The organism is Micromonospora sp. H33 (assembly GCF_052068455.1).
Taxonomy (GTDB): Bacteria; Actinomycetota; Actinomycetes; order Mycobacteriales; family Micromonosporaceae; genus Micromonospora.
In genome coordinates, this window is sequence record NZ_JBQHDE010000002.1 from 380,805 (window position 1) to 401,868 (window position 21,064).

The following is a 21,064-nucleotide window of genomic DNA, read 5'->3' on the forward strand; positions in this document are numbered from 1 at the left end:
CGGATCGTAGTCAGCCGCGGTAGATGTCGGCGATCTCCGCGGCGTACGACTTGTGCACGACCTGCCGCTTGACCTTGAGCGACGGGGTCAGCTCGCCGGTCGCCTCAGTGAAGTCCCGAGGCAGGATCCGGAAGACCTTGATCGCCTCGGCCTTGGAGACCAACTGGTTGGCCGTGTCGATCGCGAGCTGGACCTCGGCCCGCAGCCCCGGGTGCTCGCGCAGGTGCTCGACCCCGGTGTCCGCCGGCAGGCCGGCCGACTCCAGCCACGTGGGCAGCGCCTCCTCGTCGACCGTGACCAGCGCCGCGATGAAGGGCTGCCGGTCGCCGACCACGACGCACTGGCTGATCAGCGGGTGCGCCCGGACCTGGTCCTCCAGGACCGCCGGGGCGACGTTCTTGCCGCCGGCGGTCACGATGATCTCCTTCTTGCGGCCGGTGATGCTCAGGTAGCCGTCGCTGTCGAGCTGGCCCAGGTCGCCGGTGCGGAACCAGCCGTCGGCGGTCAGCGCCTCGCCGGTGGCGACCTCGTTGCGCCAGTAGCCCTGGAAGATCAGGTCGCCGGCGATCAGGATCTCGCCGTCGTCCTCGATCCGGATGGTCACGCCGGGCAGCGGTCGGCCGACGGTGCCGATCCGGGTCGCGTCGGGCAGGTTGGCGGCGGCCGCGGGGGAGGTCTCGGTCAGGCCGTACCCCTCGCAGATGGTCACCCCGATGCCGCGGAAGAAGTGCCCGAGCCGGGCGCCGAGCGGCGCGCCCCCGGAGATGGCGTCGCGGCACCGGCCGCCGAGCGCGGCGCGGAGCTTGCGGTAGACGAGCTTGTCGAAGAGCGCGTGCTGCGCGCGCAGCACCAGGCCGGGGCCGGCCGGGGTTTCCAGCGCCTCGCTGTACGCGATCGCGACGGCCTCGGCGCGGGCGAAGATCTTCCCCTTGCCGTCGGCCTCGGCCTTCTGCTTGGCGGCGTTGTAGACCTTCTCGAAGACCCGCGGCACCGACAGGACGAACGTGGGGCGGAACGCCTGGAGCTCGGCGACCAGGTTCTTCGTGTCGGCGCAGTGCGCCATCGTGGCGCGGGCCTGCACGACGCCGATCTGGATGAGCCGGGCGAACGCGTGGGCCAGCGGCAGGAACAGCAGGGTGGACGCGTTCTCGCGGAACAGATTCGGCAGGACCGGCACGGCGTTGGCGATGTCGGCGTACATGTTGCGGTGGGTGAGCATGCAGCCCTTCGGGCGGCCGGTGGTGCCACTGGTGTAGATGATCGTGGCGAGGTCGCCGGAGCGCACCGACGCGCGGCGCTGCTCGATCTCGGCCGGGTCGACCTGGGCGCCCGCCGCGACCAGCTCGTCCACCGCGCCGAGGTCGATCTGCCAGACGTTCTCCAGCTCGGGGAGCCGGTCCCGGACGCCGGCGACCAGCGTGGCGTGCGCGCTCGTCTCCACCAGCGCGGCGACGGCACCGGAGTCGGACAGGATCCAGGCCGCCTGCTCGGCGCTGGACGTCTCGTAGATCGGCACGGTGACCGCGCCGGCCGCCCAGATGGCGTAGTCGAGCAGGGTCCACTCGTAGCGCGTACGGCTCATGAGGGCGACGCGGGCGCCGGGCTGCACGCCGGCCGCGACCAGGCCCTGGGCCACCGCCACCACCTCGTCGCGGAACTGCCGGCAGGTCACGTCGACCCGGGCGCCGTCGGGGCCCGGCCGCACGAACTGCACCGCGTCCGGGGCGACCTCGGCATTGTCCCAGACCGGGTCGGTGAGGTTGGCCGAGTCGCCGACGGTGACGATCGGAGGGACGGAGAACTCGCGCACCTGCACTCTCCTCGTGCTCACACTGGCCGGGCGGGCCGCCACCTCGGGTCGGCTCTGTCGAAACCTACCCGTCCGGCCGGGAGGGTGGCGCAGGCAGGTTCCTCCCGGCGCCGGGTAGCCTCCCCCCCATGGCGGACTCCTCCACCCAGTCGATCATCATCGGCGCGCCACCGGAACGGGTGGCGGTGGTCATCTGCGACTTCCCGAGCTACCCGGAGTGGACCGACGCGGTACGGGACGTGGAGGTCGTCGAGGAGTACGAGGACGGCTACGCCAGCCAGGTCCGGTTCACCATCGACGCGGGCGTGATGGCCGACGAGTACCTGCTCGCCTACGAGTACGCGGAGGACCTCACCCGCATCGAGTGGCACCTGGTGGCGCCCTCGAAGATGCAGAAGTCGCAGCGCGGCTCGTACGACCTCGTGGGCAACCCGGACGGCACGACGACGGTGACCTACACGCTGGAGGTCGAGTTGTCCGTCGGGATGCTCGGCATGTTCCGCCGCAAGGCCGAGAAGATGATCATGGACGCCGCGTTGAAGCAGCTCAAGCGCCGGGTAGAAGCACCCGGTGCGGCGCAGTGACACGGCCGGCGGCCCGGCCGCCCCGGTAGAGGAGCCGAGCATGGGGGCAACGGATCCGGGTTCGGCCCGGGAAGAGGCGGAACGACTGGTCGCCACCCTGCTGGCCGCCGCGCGGCTGGCCGCGGCCGGATCGGGGTCCGGGGCGTGGGGTCCGCTGGGTGGGATCGTGTCGGGTGTCCTCGGTCACAGCACCGTCCCGGGCGGTTCATCAGGGCCGACCGGGGGCGGTTTCGCCACCGGCACGGCCGAATGCTGTATCTGTCCGGTCTGTCGCGCGATCACCGCCTTGCGGGACCCGAGTCCCGAGTTCGCCGAGCGGCTCGCCACCGGAGCGGGAGACCTGGCCGCCGGTGTGGCCAGCCTGCTACGCGCGTTCGCCCCGGCCGATCCGGCCCACGAGCGGGCCGACCCGCCGGCGGCGACCACCCCGACCGCGGGGACGGAGGACCAGGTGTGGCGCGAGGCCACCCGGAGCGGGCATGATTCTCCGTCGGCGCCCGAGGGGGACGTCTGGTCCGCTGCCACCCGCGCGGAGGAGACCCCCGTCCCGGCCGCCGCACCGCCCGTCGACGTCGCCGGGCCGGCCGCGTCGCAGACCGTACGGGCGACGGCCGACCGTCCTGTGGTGCCCGCCTCCCGGGTGCCCGGCGACGCGGGCGAGGACGCCCGGGGGGCCTGACCAGCACCTCCCGCCACCCACCGAGGCGACGCCGCGGGGGCCGGGGCAGCACAGCAGAGGGGAGCGGCAGCGGTGACGCTGACCATCGGAGTCGACGTCGGTGGCACGAAGGTGGCCGGCGGTGTCGTGGACGACGCCGGCAGGGTCCTCGTGCAGGCCCGACGGGACACTCCCGCCGATGACGTCGGCAAGACCCGGGACGTCATCATCGAGGTGGTCGGCGAGCTGGCGCACGGCCGGACGATCGAGGCGGTCGGTATCGGCGCGGCGGGCTGGATCAACTCCGGCCGCTCCACCGTGCTCTTCGCCCCGAACCTGGCCTGGCGCGACGAGCCGCTGCGCGACTACGTCAGCGCGGCGGTGAACCTGCCGGTGATCGTCGAGAACGACGGCAACGTCGCCGCGTGGGCCGAGTTCCGGCACGGCGCGGCCCGCGACGCCGACGACTCGATGGTCATGTTCACGATCGGCACCGGCGTCGGCGGCGGCATCGTCCTCGGCGGCGAGCTGGTCCGCGGCGCGAACGGCATCGCCGCCGAACTCGGACACATGCTCACCGTGCCGGACGGGCACCAGTGCGGCTGCGGCCGGCTGGGCTGCATCGAGCAGTACGCCAGCGGAAGCGCGCTGGTCCGCTTCGCCCGCGCCGCCGCCCGCCAGGAGCCGCACCGCGCCACCGCCCTGCTGGACCTGGCCGGTGGCGAGGCCGAGGCGATCACCGGTCCCATGGTGACGGCTGCGGCGAAGGGGGGCGACCCGGTCTCCGCCGAGGCGTTCGCCCAGGTCGGGCGCTGGCTGGGCACCAGCCTCGCGGACATGGCGCAGATCCTCGACCCCCAGGTGCTCGTGGTGGGCGGTGGCGTCATCGACGCCGGTGACCTGCTGATGGGCCCGACCCGCCGCTCCTTCACCGAGGCGCTGGCGCAGCGCAGCCGGCTGCCGGTGGCCGAGATCCGGCCGGCCCGACTGGGCAACACCGCGGGTGTCATCGGCGCCGCCGATCTCGCCCGCCGGATCTAGGGCCGTGCCCGTCGACGGCGTGCCGCTGCGCGTCGTGTCGTACAACATCCACAGCCAGCGGGACGACACCGCCGCGCTGGCGGCGGTGGTCCGCGCCGCCGCGCCGGACGTGGTCATCGTGCAGGAGGGGCCGCGCCGGTTCCGCTGGCGGCAGAAGTCGGCGGCGCTCGCCGAGTCGTTCGGTCTGGTGGTCGCCGCCGGGGGCCTGCCCGCGCTGGGCAACCTGCTGCTGACCAGCCTCCGGGTCCGGGTGACCGCCAGCCGGTGCCAGCGGTTCCCGCTCACCCCCGGCCGGCACCTGCGGGGCGCCGCGTACGCCGACTGCGTGGTCGGGCGGGGCGCCCGGTTCACCGTCGCCGGCTCGCACCTGTCCACCGACCCGGCGGAGCGGCCGGCACAGGCCGGGCTGTTCGCCCGGGGGCTGGCCGACGCATCCTGGCCGGTCATCGCGGGCGCGGACCTCAACGAGGGGCCGGACGGGCCGGCCTGGGCGACCGTGGCGGCCGGCCGCACCGACGCGGCGGTGGCGATGGACCGGGCCGACCGGCTCACCTTCTCCTGCGCCAACCCGAGCCGGCGGATCGACGCGCTCTTCGTCGACCCACGGATCACGGTGGTCGACTACGACGTGGTGGACACCCCGCAGACCCGCCGCGCCAGCGACCACTTCCCGGTGCTGGTCGACCTGCTGCTGCCCGCGACCGACTGACCGCGGCACCGGGGGCAGGGCTGGACATCGGCCATCCGATGTGGGCAGGATGCTGCGCGACCCGGCACCCGTGCCGCACATAAGGAGATCCCTCGGTGTCCACCTCCACCGACCATGGCCGGCCCGATCCGGAGTCGAGCACCGTCGCCCTGACCCGCGACGGCCGCCCGGTCTCGGACCGGGGCGACACGGTCTGCGTCATCGGCGCCGGCGCGAGCGGGCTGACCGCCATCAAGAATCTCACCGAGCACGGGTTCGGCGTCGACTGCTACGAGCGGGAGACGGGCATCGGCGGCGCGTGGAACTGGCGGCACGACCGCAGCCCGGTGTACGCGAGCACCCACCTCATCTCGTCGCGCCCGTTCACCCAGTTCCCCGACTTCCCGATGCCGGACGACTGGCCGGACTACCCGCACCACAGCCAGCTGCTGTCCTACTTCGAGCAGTACGCCGACCACTTCGACCTGCGCCGGCACATCTGGTTCGGCACCGAGGTGGTGCGGGTCGAGCCGGTGGACGGGGACCGCTGGGACGTCACCACCCGCAGCACCGGCGGCTACGGCCCGGAGCGCACCTCCCGGTACGCGGCCGTCGTGGTCGCCAACGGCCACAACTGGTCCCCCAAGCTGCCGAGCTACGACGGCCTCGCCGAGTTCCGCGGCGAGATCATGCACGCCTCGTCGTACAAGGACCCGGCGCAGCTGCGCGGCAAGCGGGTGCTGGTGGTCGGCGCGGGCAACACCGGCTGCGACATCGCCGTCGAGGCCGCGCAGCAGGCGTCACACTGCTGGCACTCCACGCGCCGCGGCTACTGGTACGCCCCCAAGTACGTCCTCGGTCGCCCCGCCGACCAGGTCAACGACGCGCTGCTGGCCATGCGGGTCCCGCGGCGGATCCGGCAGTGGCTCTACCACCTGACGCTGCGGCTGACCGTCGGTGACCTCACCCGCTTCGGCCTGCCGAAGCCCGACCACCGGGTGTACGAGACCCACCCGATCGCCAACAGCCAGCTCGTGTACCACGTCGGCCACGGCCGGATCACCCCGGTGCCGGACGTCACCCGCTTCCACCCGTACGCCGTCGAGCTCGCCGACGGCCGGCAGATCGACCCGGAGCTGGTCGTCTTCGCCACCGGCTACCTGCCGCGGTTCGAGTTCCTCGACCCGAAGATCCTCGGCGACGACGCCGGGACCGGCCGGCCGACGCTGTGGCTCAACGCGTTCGTGCCCGGTCACCCGACGCTCGCGGTGGCCGGCCTGGTGCAGCCCGACTCGGGCATCTTCCCCCTGTCGCACTGGCAGGCCGTGCTGTTCGCCCGGCTGCTGCGGCTGCGGGTGACCCGCCCGGACCGCGCGGCGGCCTTCGCCACGAAGGTCACCGCGAAGGCGGGGGAGCGCTACTCCGGGCCGGTCAAGGACAGCACCCGGCACTTTTTCGAGGTCGGCCACGCCGACTACCTGCGCGCCGTCCAGCGCGCCCTTCGAGACCTGGAGACGCGGTGAGCGCGAGCAGTGATCTTGCCAGCCCCGCGGTCGCGAACGAAAGGTCGGCACAGTGACGCAGCAGGTGCGGATCATGCGGGGGCGGGAGTGGGCCCGGCCGGTCCGCCCGGTCCGGCGCGAGGTGCTCGGCGCCACCCCGGAGCTGGAGGCGGGCCGCCCGCCACTGCTGTTCGTGCCGGGCTTCGGGCACGGCGCGTGGGCGTTCGCCGAGCACTGGCTGGGTCACGCTGCCGCGCGCGGCTTTCCCGCGTACGCCCTGAGCCTGCGCGGCCACGGCGGCAGCGGCCCGGCGCCGGACGCGACGCTGCGGGCGTACGCCCATGACGTGGTCCAGGTGGCGGCGGGCCTGCCGCGCCAGGCGGTGCTGGTGGGGCACGGCGCCGGGGCGCTCGTGGTCGCGCACGCCCTGGCGCGCTACCCGGCCCGCGTCGCCGTCCTGGTGGCGCCGGTGCTCGGCGGTTGGGGTACGGCGGTGACCGCGCTGCGCCGCAACCCCCTCGGGACGCTGCCCGCGCTGGCCGGCGGCCGCTTGCGGTTGCGCCGCGGCCAGCTGTTCAGCCGGGAGCTGCCGGAGGCCGACGCCCGGCGGTACGCCTCCCGGCTGGGCGGGGCCGCCCGGCGTGCCCAGTGGCAGCTGCTGCTCGGTCGGGAGCCGGAGCCGGCGGTGGGCGACCCGCCGGTACTGGTGCTCGGCAGCCCGGACGACCGGGTGGTGCCGGCGGCGGCGCTGACTCGGGCGGCCCGGCGGTACGGCTCCGCGCCGCTGCTCTTTCCCGGAATGGGGCACGACCTGATGCTCGACGCCCGCTGGCGGGAGCCGGTCGACGCGATCCTGGACTGGCTGGAGAAGGAGCCCGGCCGGGACTGAGCGCGTCGGTCAGCCGGCGGCGCCGAGCCGGCGGACCAGCGACCCGTCCTCGTCGAGTGCGGAGAGGTAGGAGCGGGCCCAGGCGTGGATGTCGTGCTGGTGCAGGTGCGCACGCATCGCCAGCATCCGCTCGCGGACGTCGTCCGGCGCGGCCCGCAGGGCCGCGAGCAGGCCCTGCTTGAGGCCTTCAAGGTCGTGCGGGTTCACCAGGTAGGCCTGGGACAGCTCGGCGGCGGCGCCGGCGAACTCGCTCAGCAGCAGCGCCCCGGTGTCGTCGACCCGCGCGGCGACGTACTCCTTGGCCACCAGGTTCATGCCGTCCCGCAGTGGGGTCACCGCCATGACGTCGGCGACCCGGTACAGCGCCGCCACTTCGGCGCGGTCGAACGGCTGGGTCAGGTAGTGGATGGCCGGCTCCCCGACCCGCCCGTACTCGCCGTTGATCCGGCCGACCTCGCGCTCGACGCGCTCCCGGAGGATCTGGTACTGCCCGACGCGCTCCCGGCTCGGCACCGCCACCTGCACCAGCACCGTGTCCCGAACCTTGACGTGGCCGCCCGCGATCAGCTCGCTGTACGCCTTGAGCCGTTGCTCGATGCCCTTGGTGTAGTCCATCCGGTCGACGCTGAGGATCACGTGCTCGGGGCTGCCCAGGTCGCGGCGCAGCCGGGCGGCGCGCTCGGCGACGTCCGGCCGGGCGGCCAGGGCGGCCATCTCGGCGGTGTCGATGGAGATCGGGAAGGCGCCGATGCGTACCACCCGGTCGTCGACGGCGATGCGGCGGTCGGTGGCCGGCAGGTCGAGCACCTTCGCCGCGAGCTGGGCGAAGTTGTGCGCGGCCTGGGCCCGCTGGAAGCCGACCAGGTCGGCGCCGAGCATGCCGCGCAGCAGCTCGGCCCGGCGGGGCAGCTGCATGAACAGCTCGGGCGGCGGGAACGCCACGTGCAGGAAGAAGCCGATCCGCAGATCCGGCCGTAGCGCCCGGAGCAGGCCGGGCACGAGCTGGAGGTGGTAGTCCTGCACCCACACGACGGCGCCGGGCTCGGCCACCTCGGCGGTCGCCTCCGCGAAGCGCTGGTTGACCCGCTGGTACGCCTCCCACCAGCGGCGGTGGTACTCGGGCTGCTCCACGGCGTCGTGGTAGAGCGGCCACAGGGTGGCGTTGGCGAAGCCCTCGTAGTGGTCGCGCAGGTCCTCGGCGGTCAGCGCAACGGTGTGCATGCGGACGCCGTCGATGTCGGGCAGCACCGGGGCCGGTCCGGTGCCGCCGGCCCACCCCACCCAGGTGGCGGGGGTGTGCCGCAGCAGCGGGTGCAGCGCGCTGACCAGGCCGCCGGGGCTGCGGCGCCACTCGCAGGCGCCGTCCGGCGCCACACTGTCGTCGATGGGGAGGCGGTTGGCGACCACCACGAGGGAACTCTGTCGCATCTCGGGTGTTCCGATCTGCCGGGAAGCGACCGCCGGTGCAGGGGAGGAACGACCGGCAGTCAGCGGAGGGGACGTGACGGACAGCGGTATTCCTACTGACCGTAAGTTACACCACTGTTACGCCCCTGGCGGGGGAGCGGCCGTCCCGGGATGCGGGCGCAGTGATGGTGATCGACGCGATGCGACCGCCGGGCGGGGCGGTCAGACGACCGCGCCGTCGTCCGGGTCGTGGTCGTCGCGGTCGCCCGGACGCAGCCGCCAGACCAGCGTGACGAAGCCCGCCAGGATGCCGGTGAAGCCGAGCAGCGTGACCACGGACGGGTCGGCCGGGAACACCGAGGGGAACAGGAACAGCACGAACCCGACCACGATGGCCAGCGTGCCGATCGCGGCGTACTTCGAGATCCGGGGCAGCGGCGGGGGCGGCGGCGGGGTGTACCGGTCCTCGTCCTCGTCGTCGTCGGGCAGGTCCGCCCCGAAGGTGTCCAGCCCGTCCAGCAGCGACGGCTCGTCGTCCCGGCCCCGCCCGACGGTCACGCCGGAGACGTCGGCCGCGGACGGCAGCGGCCGGACCTCGGTGACGGTCGGCCCGTCGACGCCGGCCCGGCCCGGGCGGGCGTCGTCGACGTCCTCGGCGGCGGGCCACGGGTTGTCGCCGGCCGGTGCGGTGGCGTGGAAACCGGCGACGATGCGGGCCCACTCGGCGTCGATGTCGGGCTCGTCGTCGCGCGCGCGCTCGGCGGCGCCCGTGTCAGCGCCCTCGTCGGCGAGCTGGGTCAGGTAGTCCCGGGCGGTCGTCAGGTGCGAGCGGTCCACGTACAGGCGGTCGACCGGCCGGGACGGGACGGTGGTGGTGCGGGTGACCGGGTTGAGGTCGGCGGAGGGTTGCAGGTACGCGGCGATGCCCCCGGCCGCCAGCACGTCCAGCAGGTGCTCGCCGACCCGAGGGTCGACGTCGCCGGCGACCGCGTACTCGGTCGCGTCGAGCCCGTTGTCCCGCCGCCCCCGGCGGGCGCCACCCGCTGACACCGGACAACCTCCTCAACGCGCGCCCGTGGCGCGCCACCTGAGCCCCCTCGGCGTCCCCACGCCGTGCCATGAATCGTGACACGTCGGCACCCGGTTCCGGGAGTGCGTTGTGTCGCGTCTTGCCCGGCAGGGGTCGCTCCGCTGGTGGCAGGCGGGGGTGTTTGTCCGTTTGTGCGCAGACCGTGCCCTCTGCCGTGTGGTCCGGCCGGTGGCGTCGGCGACGTGCTGCCGGCGCGACGACCGGTGCCGGCGGCACCGGGTCGATCTCGGCTCAGCGGGGGATCGCCGCGACGATGTCGGCGACGTCGACCCGGACCGGGTCCGGGTTCGCCCAGCTCCAGTTCGGGTGGGCGCGGTTGGTCAGCAGGACCAGGACCGTCCGCCGGTCCGGGTCGACCACGAGGGAGGTGCCGGTGAAGCCGGTGTGCCCGAAGGCGCGCGGGCCGCTCAGCCGGCCCATGAACCACGGCTGGTCGAGCACGACGCCGAGGCCGTGCGCGGAGGTGCGGTCGGGCCGCTCCGGGTCGACGGCCGGCAGGCCGGCGTTCACGTTGGTGAGCATCTGCCGGGTGATCTCCTCGGAGAGGATCCGCGTGCCCCGGTAGGCACCGCCGGCCAGCAGCAACTGACCGATGACGGCCACCTCGGCGGCGGTGCTGAAGATGCCGGCGTGGCCGGCGATTCCACCCATGTGGTTGGCGCCGTCGTCGTGCACCACGCCCCGGAGCAGCCCGCGCGACGAGCGCGCGTCGGTGGCGACGAGCCGGGCGGCCTGGTCGGCGGCGCTGAGCCAGGTCTTCGGGTTGAAGCCCGTGTACCGCAGGCCGAGCGGGCCGGTCAGCCCGGTCTTGAGTGCCTGGTCCAACCGCTGGCCGGTGACCTTCTCGACCAGGAAGGCCAGCACCATCAGCCCGACGCTGGAGTACCGGAACACCGTGCCGGGCACCGCGCCGCTGACCAGGGGGGTGGCCAGGACCGCCGCCCGTCGGGCCGCGTCGTCGGGCAGGCCGGCGACCTTGGCCCCGACCGGCAGGCCGCTGGTGTGGGACAGCAGCATGGCGACGGTGACCTTGTCCTTGCCGGTGCCGGTGAAGCCGGGCAGGTGGTCCACCACCCGCGCCGACAGGTCGATCCGTCCCATGTCCACCTGCTGCAGGGCCAGGATGGCGGTGTAGATCTTGGTGATCGAGGCGAGGTCGAAGATCGAGTCGTGCCGCATCGCCACCTGCTTCGACTCCGGCAGCAGGACCGGCCCGGCGTCGTAGCGCAGCGCCTTCCCCACGCACGCGCGCGCCACCGGGGCCCCGTTGACCTGGCAGAGCGCGACGGCGCCCGCGTACGCCGGGTGCTTCGGGTTGTCGCTGGTCGGCGCGAGATGACGGTTGAGCGTGACGAGCAGTCGGCCGCCCGCGTTGGCGCCGCCGCGGACCGTCGCGCCGGTCGTCCCGGTGGCGTCCGGGTCGGCGACCCGGGCCGCCGCCGACCGGCTGGGCGCGGCCGACGCGCTCGCGCCCGCGCTCCCGGTGGCCCCGGCGGACGGGCCGGCGGTGGCCGACCGGGCCACCTCGCGGCAGCCGGCGACGGTCGCTGCGGCGGCCGCGAGACCGGCGCCGAGCACGGTACGGCGGTGCAGGGACATGCGCCGCATCATGGCAGGCGCGGCCGACCGAATCCAGCCGGCCGGGTCGGACCACGACATCGATGGGCGATGTGATTTATGTTATAGGCGAGCGCCGATGTCATCGCGCCGGCGCGGGCGCCCCGCCGGGGGCCGGGTCACCGATCGTCATCGGCGCGGCGCGTCCTCGTGGAGCGGGCGCGGTCGGGCGGCAGGTGATGCCACCCCCGGTTCGTGCGCGGGCCTCGCTGCCGCGGGTGCCGTAACGCCGCTCGGTGACTACGGGCGGGGGTGCCAGTTCGATTGGTCCGGCTCGGTGCATCCGCACCTTTGGGCGGTACGTGTCCATAAAGGATCATCGGTTCTAGGGCCTGCGGGACGTGCGGCCGCGCGCGGCGCGTGGAACTTCGTGAAGAAGAACCCGGGACTGGTGGCCGCGACCGTGGCAGCCTTCACGCCGCCACCGGTCAACCCGTGCCGCAACTCCCGTGTCTCCCGCTGGTCGCGTCTCTACTAGCGGCACTGTTCAACGACGGAGGTAGCGAGATGGACCTGGCGGTGGTGCTCGCGAGGTGGCTTGCGGGCCCCATCGCCAGGTTCCTCGACGTCGACGGCAAGACGCCCGAGGAGCGGCGTGCCGAGGTGATCGAGTACGCGACCCTGCCGGGAGAGGACGTGGACGAGCTCGGCCTGCGGCACGTGACCCGGTCGACGGCCTGGTTCATCCTGTGCGGTGCGGCGTTCGTCGTCGCCGCGGTGGTCGTGATTCCAATTTCCGCCTTCGCCAGCGAGCGGGTGAAGGACCTGGCGTTCGACATCGCCGAGTGGGTGATCTTCTTCCCGTTCTTCATGGCGGCCGTGCACGGGGTGAAGATGCTGGTGGCCCGATATCTGCCCGAGCGTCGGTGGAACCCGGCGAGCCGGCTCTGGCGGGCGGTGATGCTCGCCCAGACTCCGGACTACATGCTCGCCGCCCTGCTGACGGCAGCCAGCGCGTTGTGGTGGTGAGGCGTCGAGTACGACTTCGGTAGCCGGATCGGCACGCTCCGGATGGGCGCGGACTGAGTCCGCGGCCCGGAGGTGTTCAGTGAGGGTGGCTGGCGGGCCCTGGATGGGCGTCCCGGCCACGCTCGTGCTGCTCGGCCTCGTCGGGGCGGAACTGCGGGCGCTGCTGCGGCGTCGGCGCGACGCTGGATGACGGCTGTCACCGGCGGTGTGACGGGAAGTTGATCGGTCGTCCGTTGTGGCGGAGGGCCGGTGCTCCGTAGGCTCGTCGGCGACGGCAGCGCTCCCGGGGACGGGCGCCGCCGCGGGAACCCCACGGGAAAGGACGCCGGTGCTGTACTGGCTGCTGAAGTACGTCATCCTCGGGCCGCTCCTGAAGCTGATCTTCCGTCCGCGGGTGGAGGGCCTGCACCACGTACCGGCGACCGGCCCGGTGATCCTGGCCAGCAACCACCTCTCCTTCTCCGACTCGATCTTCACGCCGCTGATCGTGCCGAGGAAGGTCACCTTCGTCGCCAAGGCCGAGTACTTCACCGGCAAGGGGATCAAGGGCTGGCTGACCAAGATGTTCTTCGTCGGCACCGGCACCATTCCGGTGGACCGGTCGGGCGGCCGGGCGGCGCGGGCGGCCCTGGAAACCCAGCTCAAGGTGCTGCGGGCCGGTGGGGTCGCCGGCATCTACCCGGAGGGCACCCGCTCGCCGGACGGGCGGCTCTACCGGGGCAAGACCGGCGTGGCCCGGCTCGCGCTGGAGAGCGGTGCCCCGGTGGTGCCGGTGGTGATGCTCAACCTCGACGAGATCCAGCCACCCGGGAAGATCATCCCGAAGGTGCAGCGGGTCCGCATCCGCTTCGGCCCACCGCTGGACTTCTCCCGCTACGCGGGGTTGGCGGGGGACCGGTTCGTCGAGCGCGCGGTCACCGACGAGATCATGTACGAGCTGATGGAGCTGTCCGGCCGGGAGTACGTCGACATGTACGCCCAGAAGGCGAAGTCCACGCCCTCGCCGCCGGCGCCGCAGCCCCGCCAGCCGATCGCGGCCTGACCGGAGCCCCAGATCCGCACGGGCGGCCGCGCCCCGCGGCGGGTCAGCGGTCGCTCATGCCGGCGCGGCGGCGCAGCGACGCCACGTCGGTGACCACGATGCGGCGGCCCTCGGTGCGCAGCCAGCCCCGGCTGGCGAAGGAGCCGATCGCCTGGTTGACGCTCTGCCGCGAGCCGCCGGCCATCTCGGCGAGCTGGCTCTGGTTGAGCTCGATCGTGATCATCGGCGCCTGGCTCTCGCCGGCCAGCCGGACCAGCGTCTTGGCGACCCGACCGGGCAGGTCGAGGAAGACGTGGTCGGCGTTCTGCTCGGTGAGCCGGCGGATCAGGCCGCCGAGGGAGCGCATCACCGCGTCGAGGATGCGCGGGTTGGAGTGGACCAGTTCCATGAACGCGCCCCGGGACAGCGCGAGGGCGGAGCAGTCCTCGATGGCCTCGGCCGACGCGGAGCGGGTGGAGGCGTCGAGCAGGGAGACCTCGCCCAGCACGTCCGGCGGCCGGATCACCGACAGCACGGCCCGCTCGCCGGTCGGGGCCGTGCGGAAGACCGCGACCGCGCCGCGCCGCAGCACGATCAGCGACTCGCCGGGGTCGTTCTCGACGAAGAGCAGCTGTCCCTTGCGGTACGTCCGGGGGACCGCCGCGGCGATCACCCGCTGCCGGACCTCCGGCTCGAGGCCGGCGAACATCTCGACACCCGTGAGCGCGTCACCCGGCTCCGGAAGGCGCACCTCCACGGCCCAACCCCTCCCCGGTCAAGGACCACAACTCGCTCACCGGGTGAACCTGACGGGTCCCCTCGCCCAGGTGCTCCGACACCTCCGGTAGCGGTACACATCAGATCATGACGGTCCGGTCGCTTGCTGTACACCCCTCAATTCATCTCCGTGACGTTCAAGGCGTACTCGACCCCTTCTCTCATCCCTGCCGTGACCTGCGCGGACGTGCGGGCGGCCGGGTCGCCGGCACCCGCGCGGCGCGGCGGTGGGGGCGTACGCGAGGATGGCCGTGATGGTCTACCGCTACTTTTACGACTGCGAGTTCGTCGAGGACGGCCGCATCATCGACCTGGTGTCGATCGGCGTCGTCGACGAGCACGGCCGCGAGTTCTACGCCGTCTCCACCGAGTTCGACGACTCCCGGGCCGTACCGTGGGTGCGCCGCAACGTGCTCGACAAGTTGCCGTCGCCGGCCGACCGGGCCTGGCGGTCGCGGGAGCGGATCCGCGACGACCTGCTGGACTTCCTCCTCGAACCGGTCCGGGACCGGCCTGGCGAGCAGTTGGAGCTGTGGGCCTGGTACGCGGCGTACGACCACGTGGCCCTGGCCCAGCTGTGGGGGGCGATGCCGGCGCTGCCCCGGGAGATCCCCCGGTTCACCAAGGAGCTGCGGCAGCTCTGGGACGACCGGGGCCGCCCGCCGCTGCCGGAGGCCGAGGCGGCCCGGCACGACGCCCTGGTCGACGCGCGGCACAACCTGCTGCGGTGGCGGGCGATGACCGGACCCGGCCGGCGCTGACCGGGCGACCGGAGAGTCCCAGGTCAGCTACTGGGCGGTAACCAGGTCGCGGTGTCGGCGTACACCGGCGCGGACTACAGTGCGCACTGACGGCCCGCCCCGGGCCGGCAACGGCGCCGATGGTCTGTTCTGACACCTATCCTGGGGCTTACCGGGCTTCACCCAATGCTCCAGGAGGATGAGCAGATCATGCGTATCGGCGTGCTCACCGGCGGCGGCGACTGCCCAGGTCTCAACGCGGTGATCCGGGCGGTGGTCCGCAAGGGCGTCACCAACTACGGTCACGAGTTCGTGGGTTTCCGGGACGGCTGGAAGGGCCCGCTGGAGGGCCTGTCCCGTCCGCTGGGCATCGCGGAGGTCCGCGGCATCCTGCCGCGCGGCGGCACCATCCTGGGCTCGTCCCGCACCAACCCGTTCAAGATCGAGAACGGGGTCGAGCGGATCAGGGAGAACCTCGCCGCGCAGGGCGTGGACGCGCTCATCGCGATCGGCGGCGAGGACACCCTCGGTGTGGCCACCAAGCTGCACGAGCTGGGCGTCAACGTCATCGGCGTGCCGAAGACCATCGACAACGACCTCGGGGCCACCGACTACACCTTCGGCTTCGACACCGCGGTCAACATCGCGATGGAGGCGATCGACCGGCTGCACACCACCGCCGAGAGCCACCACCGCACCCTGGTCGTCGAGGTGATGGGCCGGCACGCCGGCTGGATCGCCCTGCACGCCGGCCTCGCCGGCGGCGCCAACGTGATCCTGCTGCCGGAGCGGCAGTTCGACGTCGACCAGGTCGCCGGGTACGTGGAGAAGCGCTTCCAGCACCAGTACGCCCCGATCGTCGTGGTCGCCGAGGGCGCCCACCCGCTCGAGGGCCAGATGGTCCTGCACACCCAGGAGCTGGACGCCTTCGGCCACGTCCGCCTCGGCGGCATCGGTCAGTGGCTGGCCGAGCAGTTGGAGGCCAAGACCGGCAAGGAGGCCCGCACGGTCGTGCTCGGCCACATCCAGCGCGGCGGCACACCGACCGCGTTCGACCGGGTGCTCGCCACCCGGCTCGGCCTGCAGGCCATCGACGCGGCGCACGAGGGCGACTGGGGCAAGATGGTCGCCATGCAGAGCACGGACATCGTCCGCGTCCCGCTGGCCGAGGCCACCCGGGAGCTGAAGACCGTGCCGCTGGAGCGGTACGCCGAGGCCGAGGTCTTCTTCGGCAGCTGATCGATCCCACGGCGTCGCGGCGGGCCTCCCGGTCCGCCGCGCGCCGGCTTCACGGCGAGAGGGGTACGGCCCGATGGCGGGTTCGGTGCACACGGTGGCGGTCATCGGGGCCGGCAAGATCGGCGAGCTGATGCTCTCCGGGCTGTTGCGCTCGGGCTGGCCGGTGGACCGCCTGCTGGCCACCGCCCGGCGGCCGGTCCGGGCGGAGGAGATCTCCGCCCGCTACGGCGTCCGCGTGGTCGACAACCTGACGGCGGTGGGCGAGGCCGAGGTGCTCGCGATCTCGGTCAAGCCGCAGGACGCCGGCGTGCTGCTGGAGGAGATCGGGCCCAAGGTGCCGGCCGACAAGCTGGTCATCTCGCTCTGCGCGGGTCTGCCGACCACCTTCTTCAGCCGCCGGCTGCCGGAGGGCACCCCGGTGGTGCGGGTGATGACCAACACCCCGGCGCTGGTCGACGAGGCGATGACGGCCATCTCCGCCGGGGCGCACGCCACCGGCACGCACCTGGCGCTGGCCGAGGAGATGTTCAAGCCCCTCGGCGCCACGCTCCGGGTGCCGGAGTCGCAGCAGGACGCGGTGACCGCGCTGTCCGGCTCCGGCCCGGCGTACTTCTACCTGCTGGTCGAGGCGATGATCGACGCGGGCATCCTGCTCGGCCTGCCCCGGCAGGTGGCGCACGAGCTGATCGTGCAGACCGCGATCGGGTCGGCGGTCATGCTGCGCGACTCCGGCGAGCACCCGGTCAAGCTGCGCGAGGCGGTCACCTCGCCCGCCGGCACCACCATCTCCGCCGTCCGCGAGCTGGAGAAGCACGGTGTCCGTGCGGCGCTGCTGGCCGCGCTGGAGGCCGCCCGCGACCGCGCCCGCGAAATCGCCGCCCAGGCCGACTGAGGCCCGCCGCCGGTCCAGTTATCCGGCTGGATCGGTTCGCGCCCGCGGCTGATCGACTGGTCAGTAGAGCAGGTACGGCGTCCGGCGCCGGTCGAACTCCGCCAGCTCGTCGGCCCACGCGCCGACCACGTCGTCCACCTCGGCGCCGGCGTCCACCATGGTGCGCAGCCGCGGCGAACCGGTCAGCTTGTCCACCCAGTACGGTCGCGCGGCGTCCCAGGAGTCGCGCCGCCAGGCGAACGCCGGGTACTTCCGCGCCTCCACCAGCATCGCGACGGCCGTGCGGATCGGGTCGTACGACGCCCGGTCGACGACCTTCACCTCGACCCCGGCACAGAGCTTGTTCAGCAGCGCCGGCTTCTGCCCGGCCGCGGTCGGGGTGAAGTACGCCTCGCGGAACTCGACACCCGGCAGCTCGCGGGCGTTGAGCCGGTCGGACCAGTGGTAGTCGAAGTCCTCGGCCAGGCCGCCGATCAGCTCGAACGGCCGGCAGGTGCCCCGGCCCTCGGTGATGGACGCGACGCCCTCGAACAGGCCGGTGCCGGGGTAGACCAGCGCGGTGTCCGATGTGGGCATGTTCGGACTGGGCATCACCCAGGGCAGGTCGGTGTCGGCGGCGAGCTTGTCGCGCTTCCAGTGTCGACACCCGACGACGTGCAGCTCGACCGACCGGCCGGCGGCGGCGGGCAGGAACTCCGCGTTGAAGAACCGGGCCAGCTCGCCCACCGTCATCCCGTGCTGCTGGACGATCTCCTTCAGGCCCACGCCGGAGGTGTAGGCGGGCGTCATCATCGGCCCGTACGCCCGGCCACCGATCGGGTTCGGCCGGTCCAGCACCACGTACCGCTTGCCCACCCGGGCGGCGGCCAGCATCGACGTGTACATCGTCCAGATGTACGTGTAGAACCGGGCGCCCACGTCCTGGATGTCGAAGACGACGGTGTCCACACCGGCCTGGGCGAACATGCTCTCCCACTTGGCCTGCGAGGCGCCGTACGCGTCGTAGACGGTGATCCCGGTGCGGGCGTCGACGCCGGTGCCCTCGCTGCCGCCGGCCTGCGCCGAGCCGCGGAACCCGTGCTCGGGCCCGAACGCCGCGGCCAGCCGGACCGCACCGGACGCGTGCATCAGGTCGACCAGGTGGCGGTAGGCGGAGTCCACGCCGGTGGGGTTGGAGATGACACCGACCCGTTCGCCCGCGAGATCGGCGAAGTCGGAGCCGACGAGCACGTCCAGACCCGTCTCCACCCGGCGGATGGCCGGCACGGCGTTGCCCGGCGTGCCGGGGACCGTCGCCGCGACCGCGCCCGCGGTCATCGCACCCGCACCGGCCAGGAACTTCCTACGCTCCATGATCGACCTCCCATCGGTTGCGATGAAACTTAGCTACGCATTGATGGCTCGTCAAGGAAGGTTAGCTACAGCTCGACGACGGCGAACACCACCACGTTGTCCCGGTAGTGGCCGGACCGTCGGTCGAAGTCGCCGCCGCAGGTCACCAGGCGCAGCTCCGGGCCGGGCGTCGGGCCGTACACCGCGGCGGTGGGGAAGCGGTCCTTGGGCGCCCGCACCGTGCCGGTGACCCGGAACGACACCACCCGGTCGCCGCGCCACACCTGCACCCGGTCGCCCCGCCGCAGCTCGCCGAGCCGGGCGAAGACGGCCGGCCCGTCGCGGGAGTCCAGGTGGCCGGCGATCACCGCCGGACCGGGGTCACCGGGCGCCGGGCCGGCGCCGTACCAGCCGGCCCGCGCGAAGTCGACCGGCGGGACGAGGACGCCCGCCGCGTCCACCCCCAGCAGCTCCAGCGGTGAGTCGACCGCGATGCGCGGCACGCGTACCCGGGTGGGGGGCGGTAGCCGCACGGTCCGGGCGGTGAGGCCGGGGCAGTCGATGGTGCAGCCCGGCCGCCAGCCCGCGGCCGGCGGCGGCGACGTGGTGGCGGTGGTGGTGGCCAGCCCGACCCCCGTCCCCGCCAACAGGCAGAGCGCCGCGCCGGCCGCGACCAGCGCGGCGGCCGGCGCCCGGCGGTAGCGGTGCCGCCGGATCGTGAAGTCGGGCCGGCCGGTCACCAGGTGCCACGCCCCCGGCGGCGCAGCAGCACCAGGCCCGCGGCGAGCGCGGCCGCCGCGACCCCGCCGACGACCAGGGGGTACGCGGGCAGCCCGGCCGTGCCGCCGGCGCCGGCGTCGACGCCGCCCGTCGGGACGACGACGGCACCGCCCGCGGCGTCCTGCCGCAGCTCGGTGGTGAGCCCGCCCTGCTTCCCGTCCAGCACGAGCAGCGAGTAGACGGCCCCGCCGGTCAGCGTCACCTCGGCGTCGGTCGTCGGACCACCGGCACTGCTCAGCCGCAGCCGCAGGCGCCCCGGCTCGACCTGCTGGTAGTCGGTGGTGGTCGCGAAGCGGACGCCGGTGGCGATGCGCGGGCCGTCGACGGTCGCGACGTCGAGCACCGGGGCGCGCACCGACGCCTGCACGACGCGGACCTTGGCGTGGCCCGGGTCGGGGGCGCTCAGGTCGTCGTGGAGCACCCGCAGCCCGAGGTCCGCGTGTCGACCGACCCCGGCGACCGTGTACGCGGCGCCGCCGCTCACCGCCACCTCGGTGGTCAGCACCGGCGGCTCGTCGGCGGGGGTGCCCGCCTCGCGCATGGCGACCGCGTAACGGCCGGCGGGCAGCGGCAGGTAGGTGGAGACCACTCCGTAGCCGACGGCGGGGAAGACCTGGGGTTTCTTCTGGCCCGGAGCGGCGAGGTAGACGTCGACGGCCGGGGTGTCGGGGGAGAGGTGCGCCAGCCGGACATAGCCGACCGGGGCGGCCTGCGCGGGGCCGGCGATCGTCGCGAGACCGCCGGCGGCGAGCAGGAGTGCGGCGGCGGTGGCGAGCAGCCGGCGGGACGCGGAGCGGAGCGGATGCATGTCGCCTCCGGGACGCGTGGACGAGTGCGGGTGACCAGAGTCCCGTGAACGGGACTACCGTGCAACCTCCGACACGCCAGATCCGCCGCGGTGACGCCGTGGGTCTCCGTGCGGCGGAGGCGGGGGAGTCGCGGTACCGCGCGTCGGGTCAGCGGGTGGCGGCGGCGAGGGCCGAGCGCAGGGTGTCCGCGTCGGCGGGGGACTCGTGTTCCCAGGTCTGCGGATCGGTCGTGTAGATCACGCCGTACGCGGGGGTGTCCGGCTGGTAGCGCCAGCTGTCGGCGAGCGTCCCGGCGTCGACCGTGTCGTAGCCGGCGGTCACCGCCAGCCGGGCGACCGTGCTCCCGATGTGTCCACTGCCGATCAGCCCCACCGTCGCCATCCGACCCTCCGTCCGGCCGTCGTGCCGCGTGCCCCGTCGCCCCGGCTCCGTCTGCCCAACGTACTGCCGTCCGCTGATCGTGTTCCGGAGTTCGGCGGGGTCCCGATGGGCTGCGGCGCGGCGTTCCGGTCGATGGCCCGGTGCCGCGCTGTCGAGCTGCCCTCACGGACGGGGCAGCTCGACAGGGAGCCCGCAACGACCCGGGCCCGGCCGCCGGTCCGGACCAACCGTGCGGGTCAGGCGGTTGCGGGCAGGGCCTTCTCGATCGCCGCGCGCAGCTCCGGCGAGCCGGGCTCGACGGTCGGCGCGAACCGGGCCGCGACCGTGCCGTCCGGCGCCACCAGGAACTTCTCGAAGTTCCACCGCACGTCACCGGTGTGGCCCTCGGCGTCGGGAGTGTCCACCAGGGCCGCGTAGAGCGGGTGCCGGTGCGGGCCGTTCACGTCCACCTTCTCGGTGAGCGGGAACGTGACGCCGTAGTTCACCTGGCAGAAGTCGCTGATCTCCGTGGCGCTGCCGGGCTCCTGGCCGGCGAACTGGTTGCACGGCACGCCGAGCACGACGAGGCCCCGGTCGGCGTACTCGTCGTGCAGCGCCTGGAGGCCGGCGTACTGCGGGGTGAGGCCGCAGCGGGACGCGACGTTGACCACCAGCAGGGCACGACCGTGGTATCGGGCGAGGTCGGCGGGCCTGCCGGTGAGGGCGTCGATCGGGGTGTCGAAGACGGTCATGGGGGCGAGGCTACGCGGATCGAACCGGCTGGTGCCGGCCGGTCGTGCGCCCTGCTTTGCTCCTCACGAAATCGATACATGCACATCTTGACGAAGTGGTGACGCCG

The 21,064-nt window shown here is 73.4% G+C and carries 21 protein-coding genes; 11 read left to right on the plus strand and 10 right to left on the minus strand.

Features of this window, described 5'->3' with window-relative positions; translation table 11 throughout:
* Positions 1 to 10 precede the first annotated feature (10 nt).
* Positions 11 to 1,810 (minus strand): AMP-dependent synthetase/ligase, encoded by a 1,800-nt coding sequence (locus tag ACTMS0_RS07360; protein WP_441154339.1) that lies wholly within the window; start codon positions 1,808 to 1,810, stop codon positions 11 to 13.
* A 128-nt stretch (positions 1,811 to 1,938) separates the two neighbouring features.
* Between ACTMS0_RS07360 and ACTMS0_RS07365 the strand changes: the two genes are divergently transcribed.
* The 6 genes from ACTMS0_RS07365 (at position 1,939) to ACTMS0_RS07390 (ending at position 7,172) form a co-directional block, all read left to right on the plus strand.
* A complete protein-coding gene (locus tag ACTMS0_RS07365) occupies positions 1,939 to 2,394 on the plus strand; it encodes an SRPBCC family protein (protein ID WP_441154340.1) in 456 nt (151 codons plus the stop codon).
* Between the two features lie 40 nt (positions 2,395 to 2,434).
* Positions 2,435 to 3,073: a hypothetical protein gene (locus tag ACTMS0_RS07370; RefSeq protein ID WP_441154341.1), complete on the plus strand. Its 639-nt coding sequence runs from the start codon at positions 2,435 to 2,437 to the stop codon at positions 3,071 to 3,073.
* A gap of 72 nt (positions 3,074 to 3,145) precedes the next feature.
* Positions 3,146 to 4,093 carry an ROK family glucokinase gene (locus ACTMS0_RS07375; RefSeq protein WP_441154342.1) on the plus strand — a complete coding sequence of 316 codons (948 nt, stop codon included), beginning with the start codon at positions 3,146 to 3,148 and terminating at the stop codon, positions 4,091 to 4,093.
* 4 nt (positions 4,094 to 4,097) lie between these two features.
* Positions 4,098 to 4,802 carry an endonuclease/exonuclease/phosphatase family protein gene (locus ACTMS0_RS07380; RefSeq protein WP_441154343.1) on the plus strand — a complete coding sequence of 235 codons (705 nt, stop codon included), beginning with the start codon at positions 4,098 to 4,100 and terminating at the stop codon, positions 4,800 to 4,802.
* Positions 4,803 to 4,897: 95 nt separating this feature from the next.
* On the plus strand, positions 4,898 to 6,304 hold the full coding sequence (locus tag ACTMS0_RS07385) for a flavin-containing monooxygenase (protein ID WP_441154344.1): 1,407 nt from the start codon (positions 4,898 to 4,900) through the stop codon (positions 6,302 to 6,304).
* Between the two features lie 52 nt (positions 6,305 to 6,356).
* Positions 6,357 to 7,172 (plus strand): alpha/beta hydrolase, encoded by an 816-nt coding sequence (locus ACTMS0_RS07390; RefSeq protein ID WP_441154345.1) that lies wholly within the window; start codon positions 6,357 to 6,359, stop codon positions 7,170 to 7,172.
* Positions 7,173 to 7,181: 9 nt separating this feature from the next.
* Here ACTMS0_RS07390 and ACTMS0_RS07395 read toward each other — a convergent pair whose 3' ends face one another.
* The 3 genes from ACTMS0_RS07395 to ACTMS0_RS07405 form a co-directional block, all read right to left on the minus strand.
* Positions 7,182 to 8,600 (minus strand): alpha,alpha-trehalose-phosphate synthase (UDP-forming), encoded by a 1,419-nt coding sequence (locus ACTMS0_RS07395; RefSeq protein WP_441154346.1) that lies wholly within the window; start codon positions 8,598 to 8,600, stop codon positions 7,182 to 7,184.
* 201 nt (positions 8,601 to 8,801) lie between these two features.
* On the minus strand, positions 8,802 to 9,629 hold the full coding sequence (locus ACTMS0_RS07400; protein WP_441154347.1) for a DUF308 domain-containing protein: 828 nt from the start codon (positions 9,627 to 9,629) through the stop codon (positions 8,802 to 8,804).
* Positions 9,630 to 9,900: 271 nt separating this feature from the next.
* Positions 9,901 to 11,268, minus strand: a complete 1,368-nt coding sequence (locus tag ACTMS0_RS07405; protein ID WP_441154348.1) for a serine hydrolase domain-containing protein — start codon at positions 11,266 to 11,268, stop codon at positions 9,901 to 9,903.
* Between the two features lie 525 nt (positions 11,269 to 11,793).
* Between ACTMS0_RS07405 and ACTMS0_RS07410 the strand changes: the two genes are divergently transcribed.
* Complete coding sequence (locus ACTMS0_RS07410; RefSeq protein WP_441154349.1) at positions 11,794 to 12,255, plus strand: hypothetical protein; 462 nt, start codon at positions 11,794 to 11,796, stop codon at positions 12,253 to 12,255.
* Between the two features lie 328 nt (positions 12,256 to 12,583).
* Entirely contained in the window at positions 12,584 to 13,297 is a 714-nt protein-coding gene (locus tag ACTMS0_RS07415; RefSeq protein WP_441154350.1) for a lysophospholipid acyltransferase family protein, read from the plus strand.
* Positions 13,298 to 13,340: 43 nt separating this feature from the next.
* Here the strand turns inward: ACTMS0_RS07415 and ACTMS0_RS07420 are convergent, their stop codons facing one another.
* A complete protein-coding gene (locus tag ACTMS0_RS07420; protein WP_130327962.1) occupies positions 13,341 to 14,033 on the minus strand; it encodes a Crp/Fnr family transcriptional regulator in 693 nt (230 codons plus the stop codon).
* 274 nt (positions 14,034 to 14,307) lie between these two features.
* Between ACTMS0_RS07420 and ACTMS0_RS07425 the strand changes: the two genes are divergently transcribed.
* The 3 genes from ACTMS0_RS07425 to proC all read left to right on the plus strand — a co-directional run bounded on the left by ACTMS0_RS07425 (position 14,308) and on the right by proC (position 16,924).
* Complete coding sequence (locus ACTMS0_RS07425; protein ID WP_441154351.1) at positions 14,308 to 14,814, plus strand: polyadenylate-specific 3'-exoribonuclease AS; 507 nt, start codon at positions 14,308 to 14,310, stop codon at positions 14,812 to 14,814.
* 189 nt (positions 14,815 to 15,003) lie between these two features.
* Positions 15,004 to 16,032, plus strand: a complete 1,029-nt coding sequence (locus ACTMS0_RS07430; protein WP_441154352.1) for a 6-phosphofructokinase — start codon at positions 15,004 to 15,006, stop codon at positions 16,030 to 16,032.
* 73 nt (positions 16,033 to 16,105) lie between these two features.
* Positions 16,106 to 16,924, plus strand: a complete 819-nt coding sequence (proC, locus tag ACTMS0_RS07435; RefSeq protein WP_441154353.1) for a pyrroline-5-carboxylate reductase — start codon at positions 16,106 to 16,108, stop codon at positions 16,922 to 16,924.
* A 60-nt stretch (positions 16,925 to 16,984) separates the two neighbouring features.
* On the opposite strand, the gene ACTMS0_RS07440 is transcribed toward proC, so the two are convergent.
* The 5 genes from ACTMS0_RS07440 to ACTMS0_RS07460 all read right to left on the minus strand — a co-directional run bounded on the left by ACTMS0_RS07440 (position 16,985) and on the right by ACTMS0_RS07460 (position 20,957).
* Entirely contained in the window at positions 16,985 to 18,277 is a 1,293-nt protein-coding gene (locus tag ACTMS0_RS07440) for an exo-beta-N-acetylmuramidase NamZ family protein (protein WP_441154354.1), read from the minus strand.
* A gap of 65 nt (positions 18,278 to 18,342) precedes the next feature.
* Positions 18,343 to 18,996, minus strand: a complete 654-nt coding sequence (locus tag ACTMS0_RS07445; RefSeq protein WP_441154355.1) for a class F sortase — start codon at positions 18,994 to 18,996, stop codon at positions 18,343 to 18,345.
* Complete coding sequence (locus ACTMS0_RS07450; protein WP_441154356.1) at positions 18,993 to 19,844, minus strand: DUF4397 domain-containing protein; 852 nt, start codon at positions 19,842 to 19,844, stop codon at positions 18,993 to 18,995. The genes ACTMS0_RS07445 and ACTMS0_RS07450 overlap by 4 nt, the downstream gene beginning before the upstream one ends.
* A gap of 148 nt (positions 19,845 to 19,992) precedes the next feature.
* The gene (locus ACTMS0_RS07455; RefSeq protein WP_441154357.1) at positions 19,993 to 20,226 is read right to left on the minus strand and encodes a hypothetical protein; all 234 of its coding nucleotides are present in this window, start codon (positions 20,224 to 20,226) and stop codon (positions 19,993 to 19,995) included.
* Between the two features lie 236 nt (positions 20,227 to 20,462).
* Positions 20,463 to 20,957 carry a glutathione peroxidase gene (locus tag ACTMS0_RS07460; RefSeq protein ID WP_441154358.1) on the minus strand — a complete coding sequence of 165 codons (495 nt, stop codon included), beginning with the start codon at positions 20,955 to 20,957 and terminating at the stop codon, positions 20,463 to 20,465.
* Between the last annotated feature and the right edge of the window lie 107 nt (positions 20,958 to 21,064).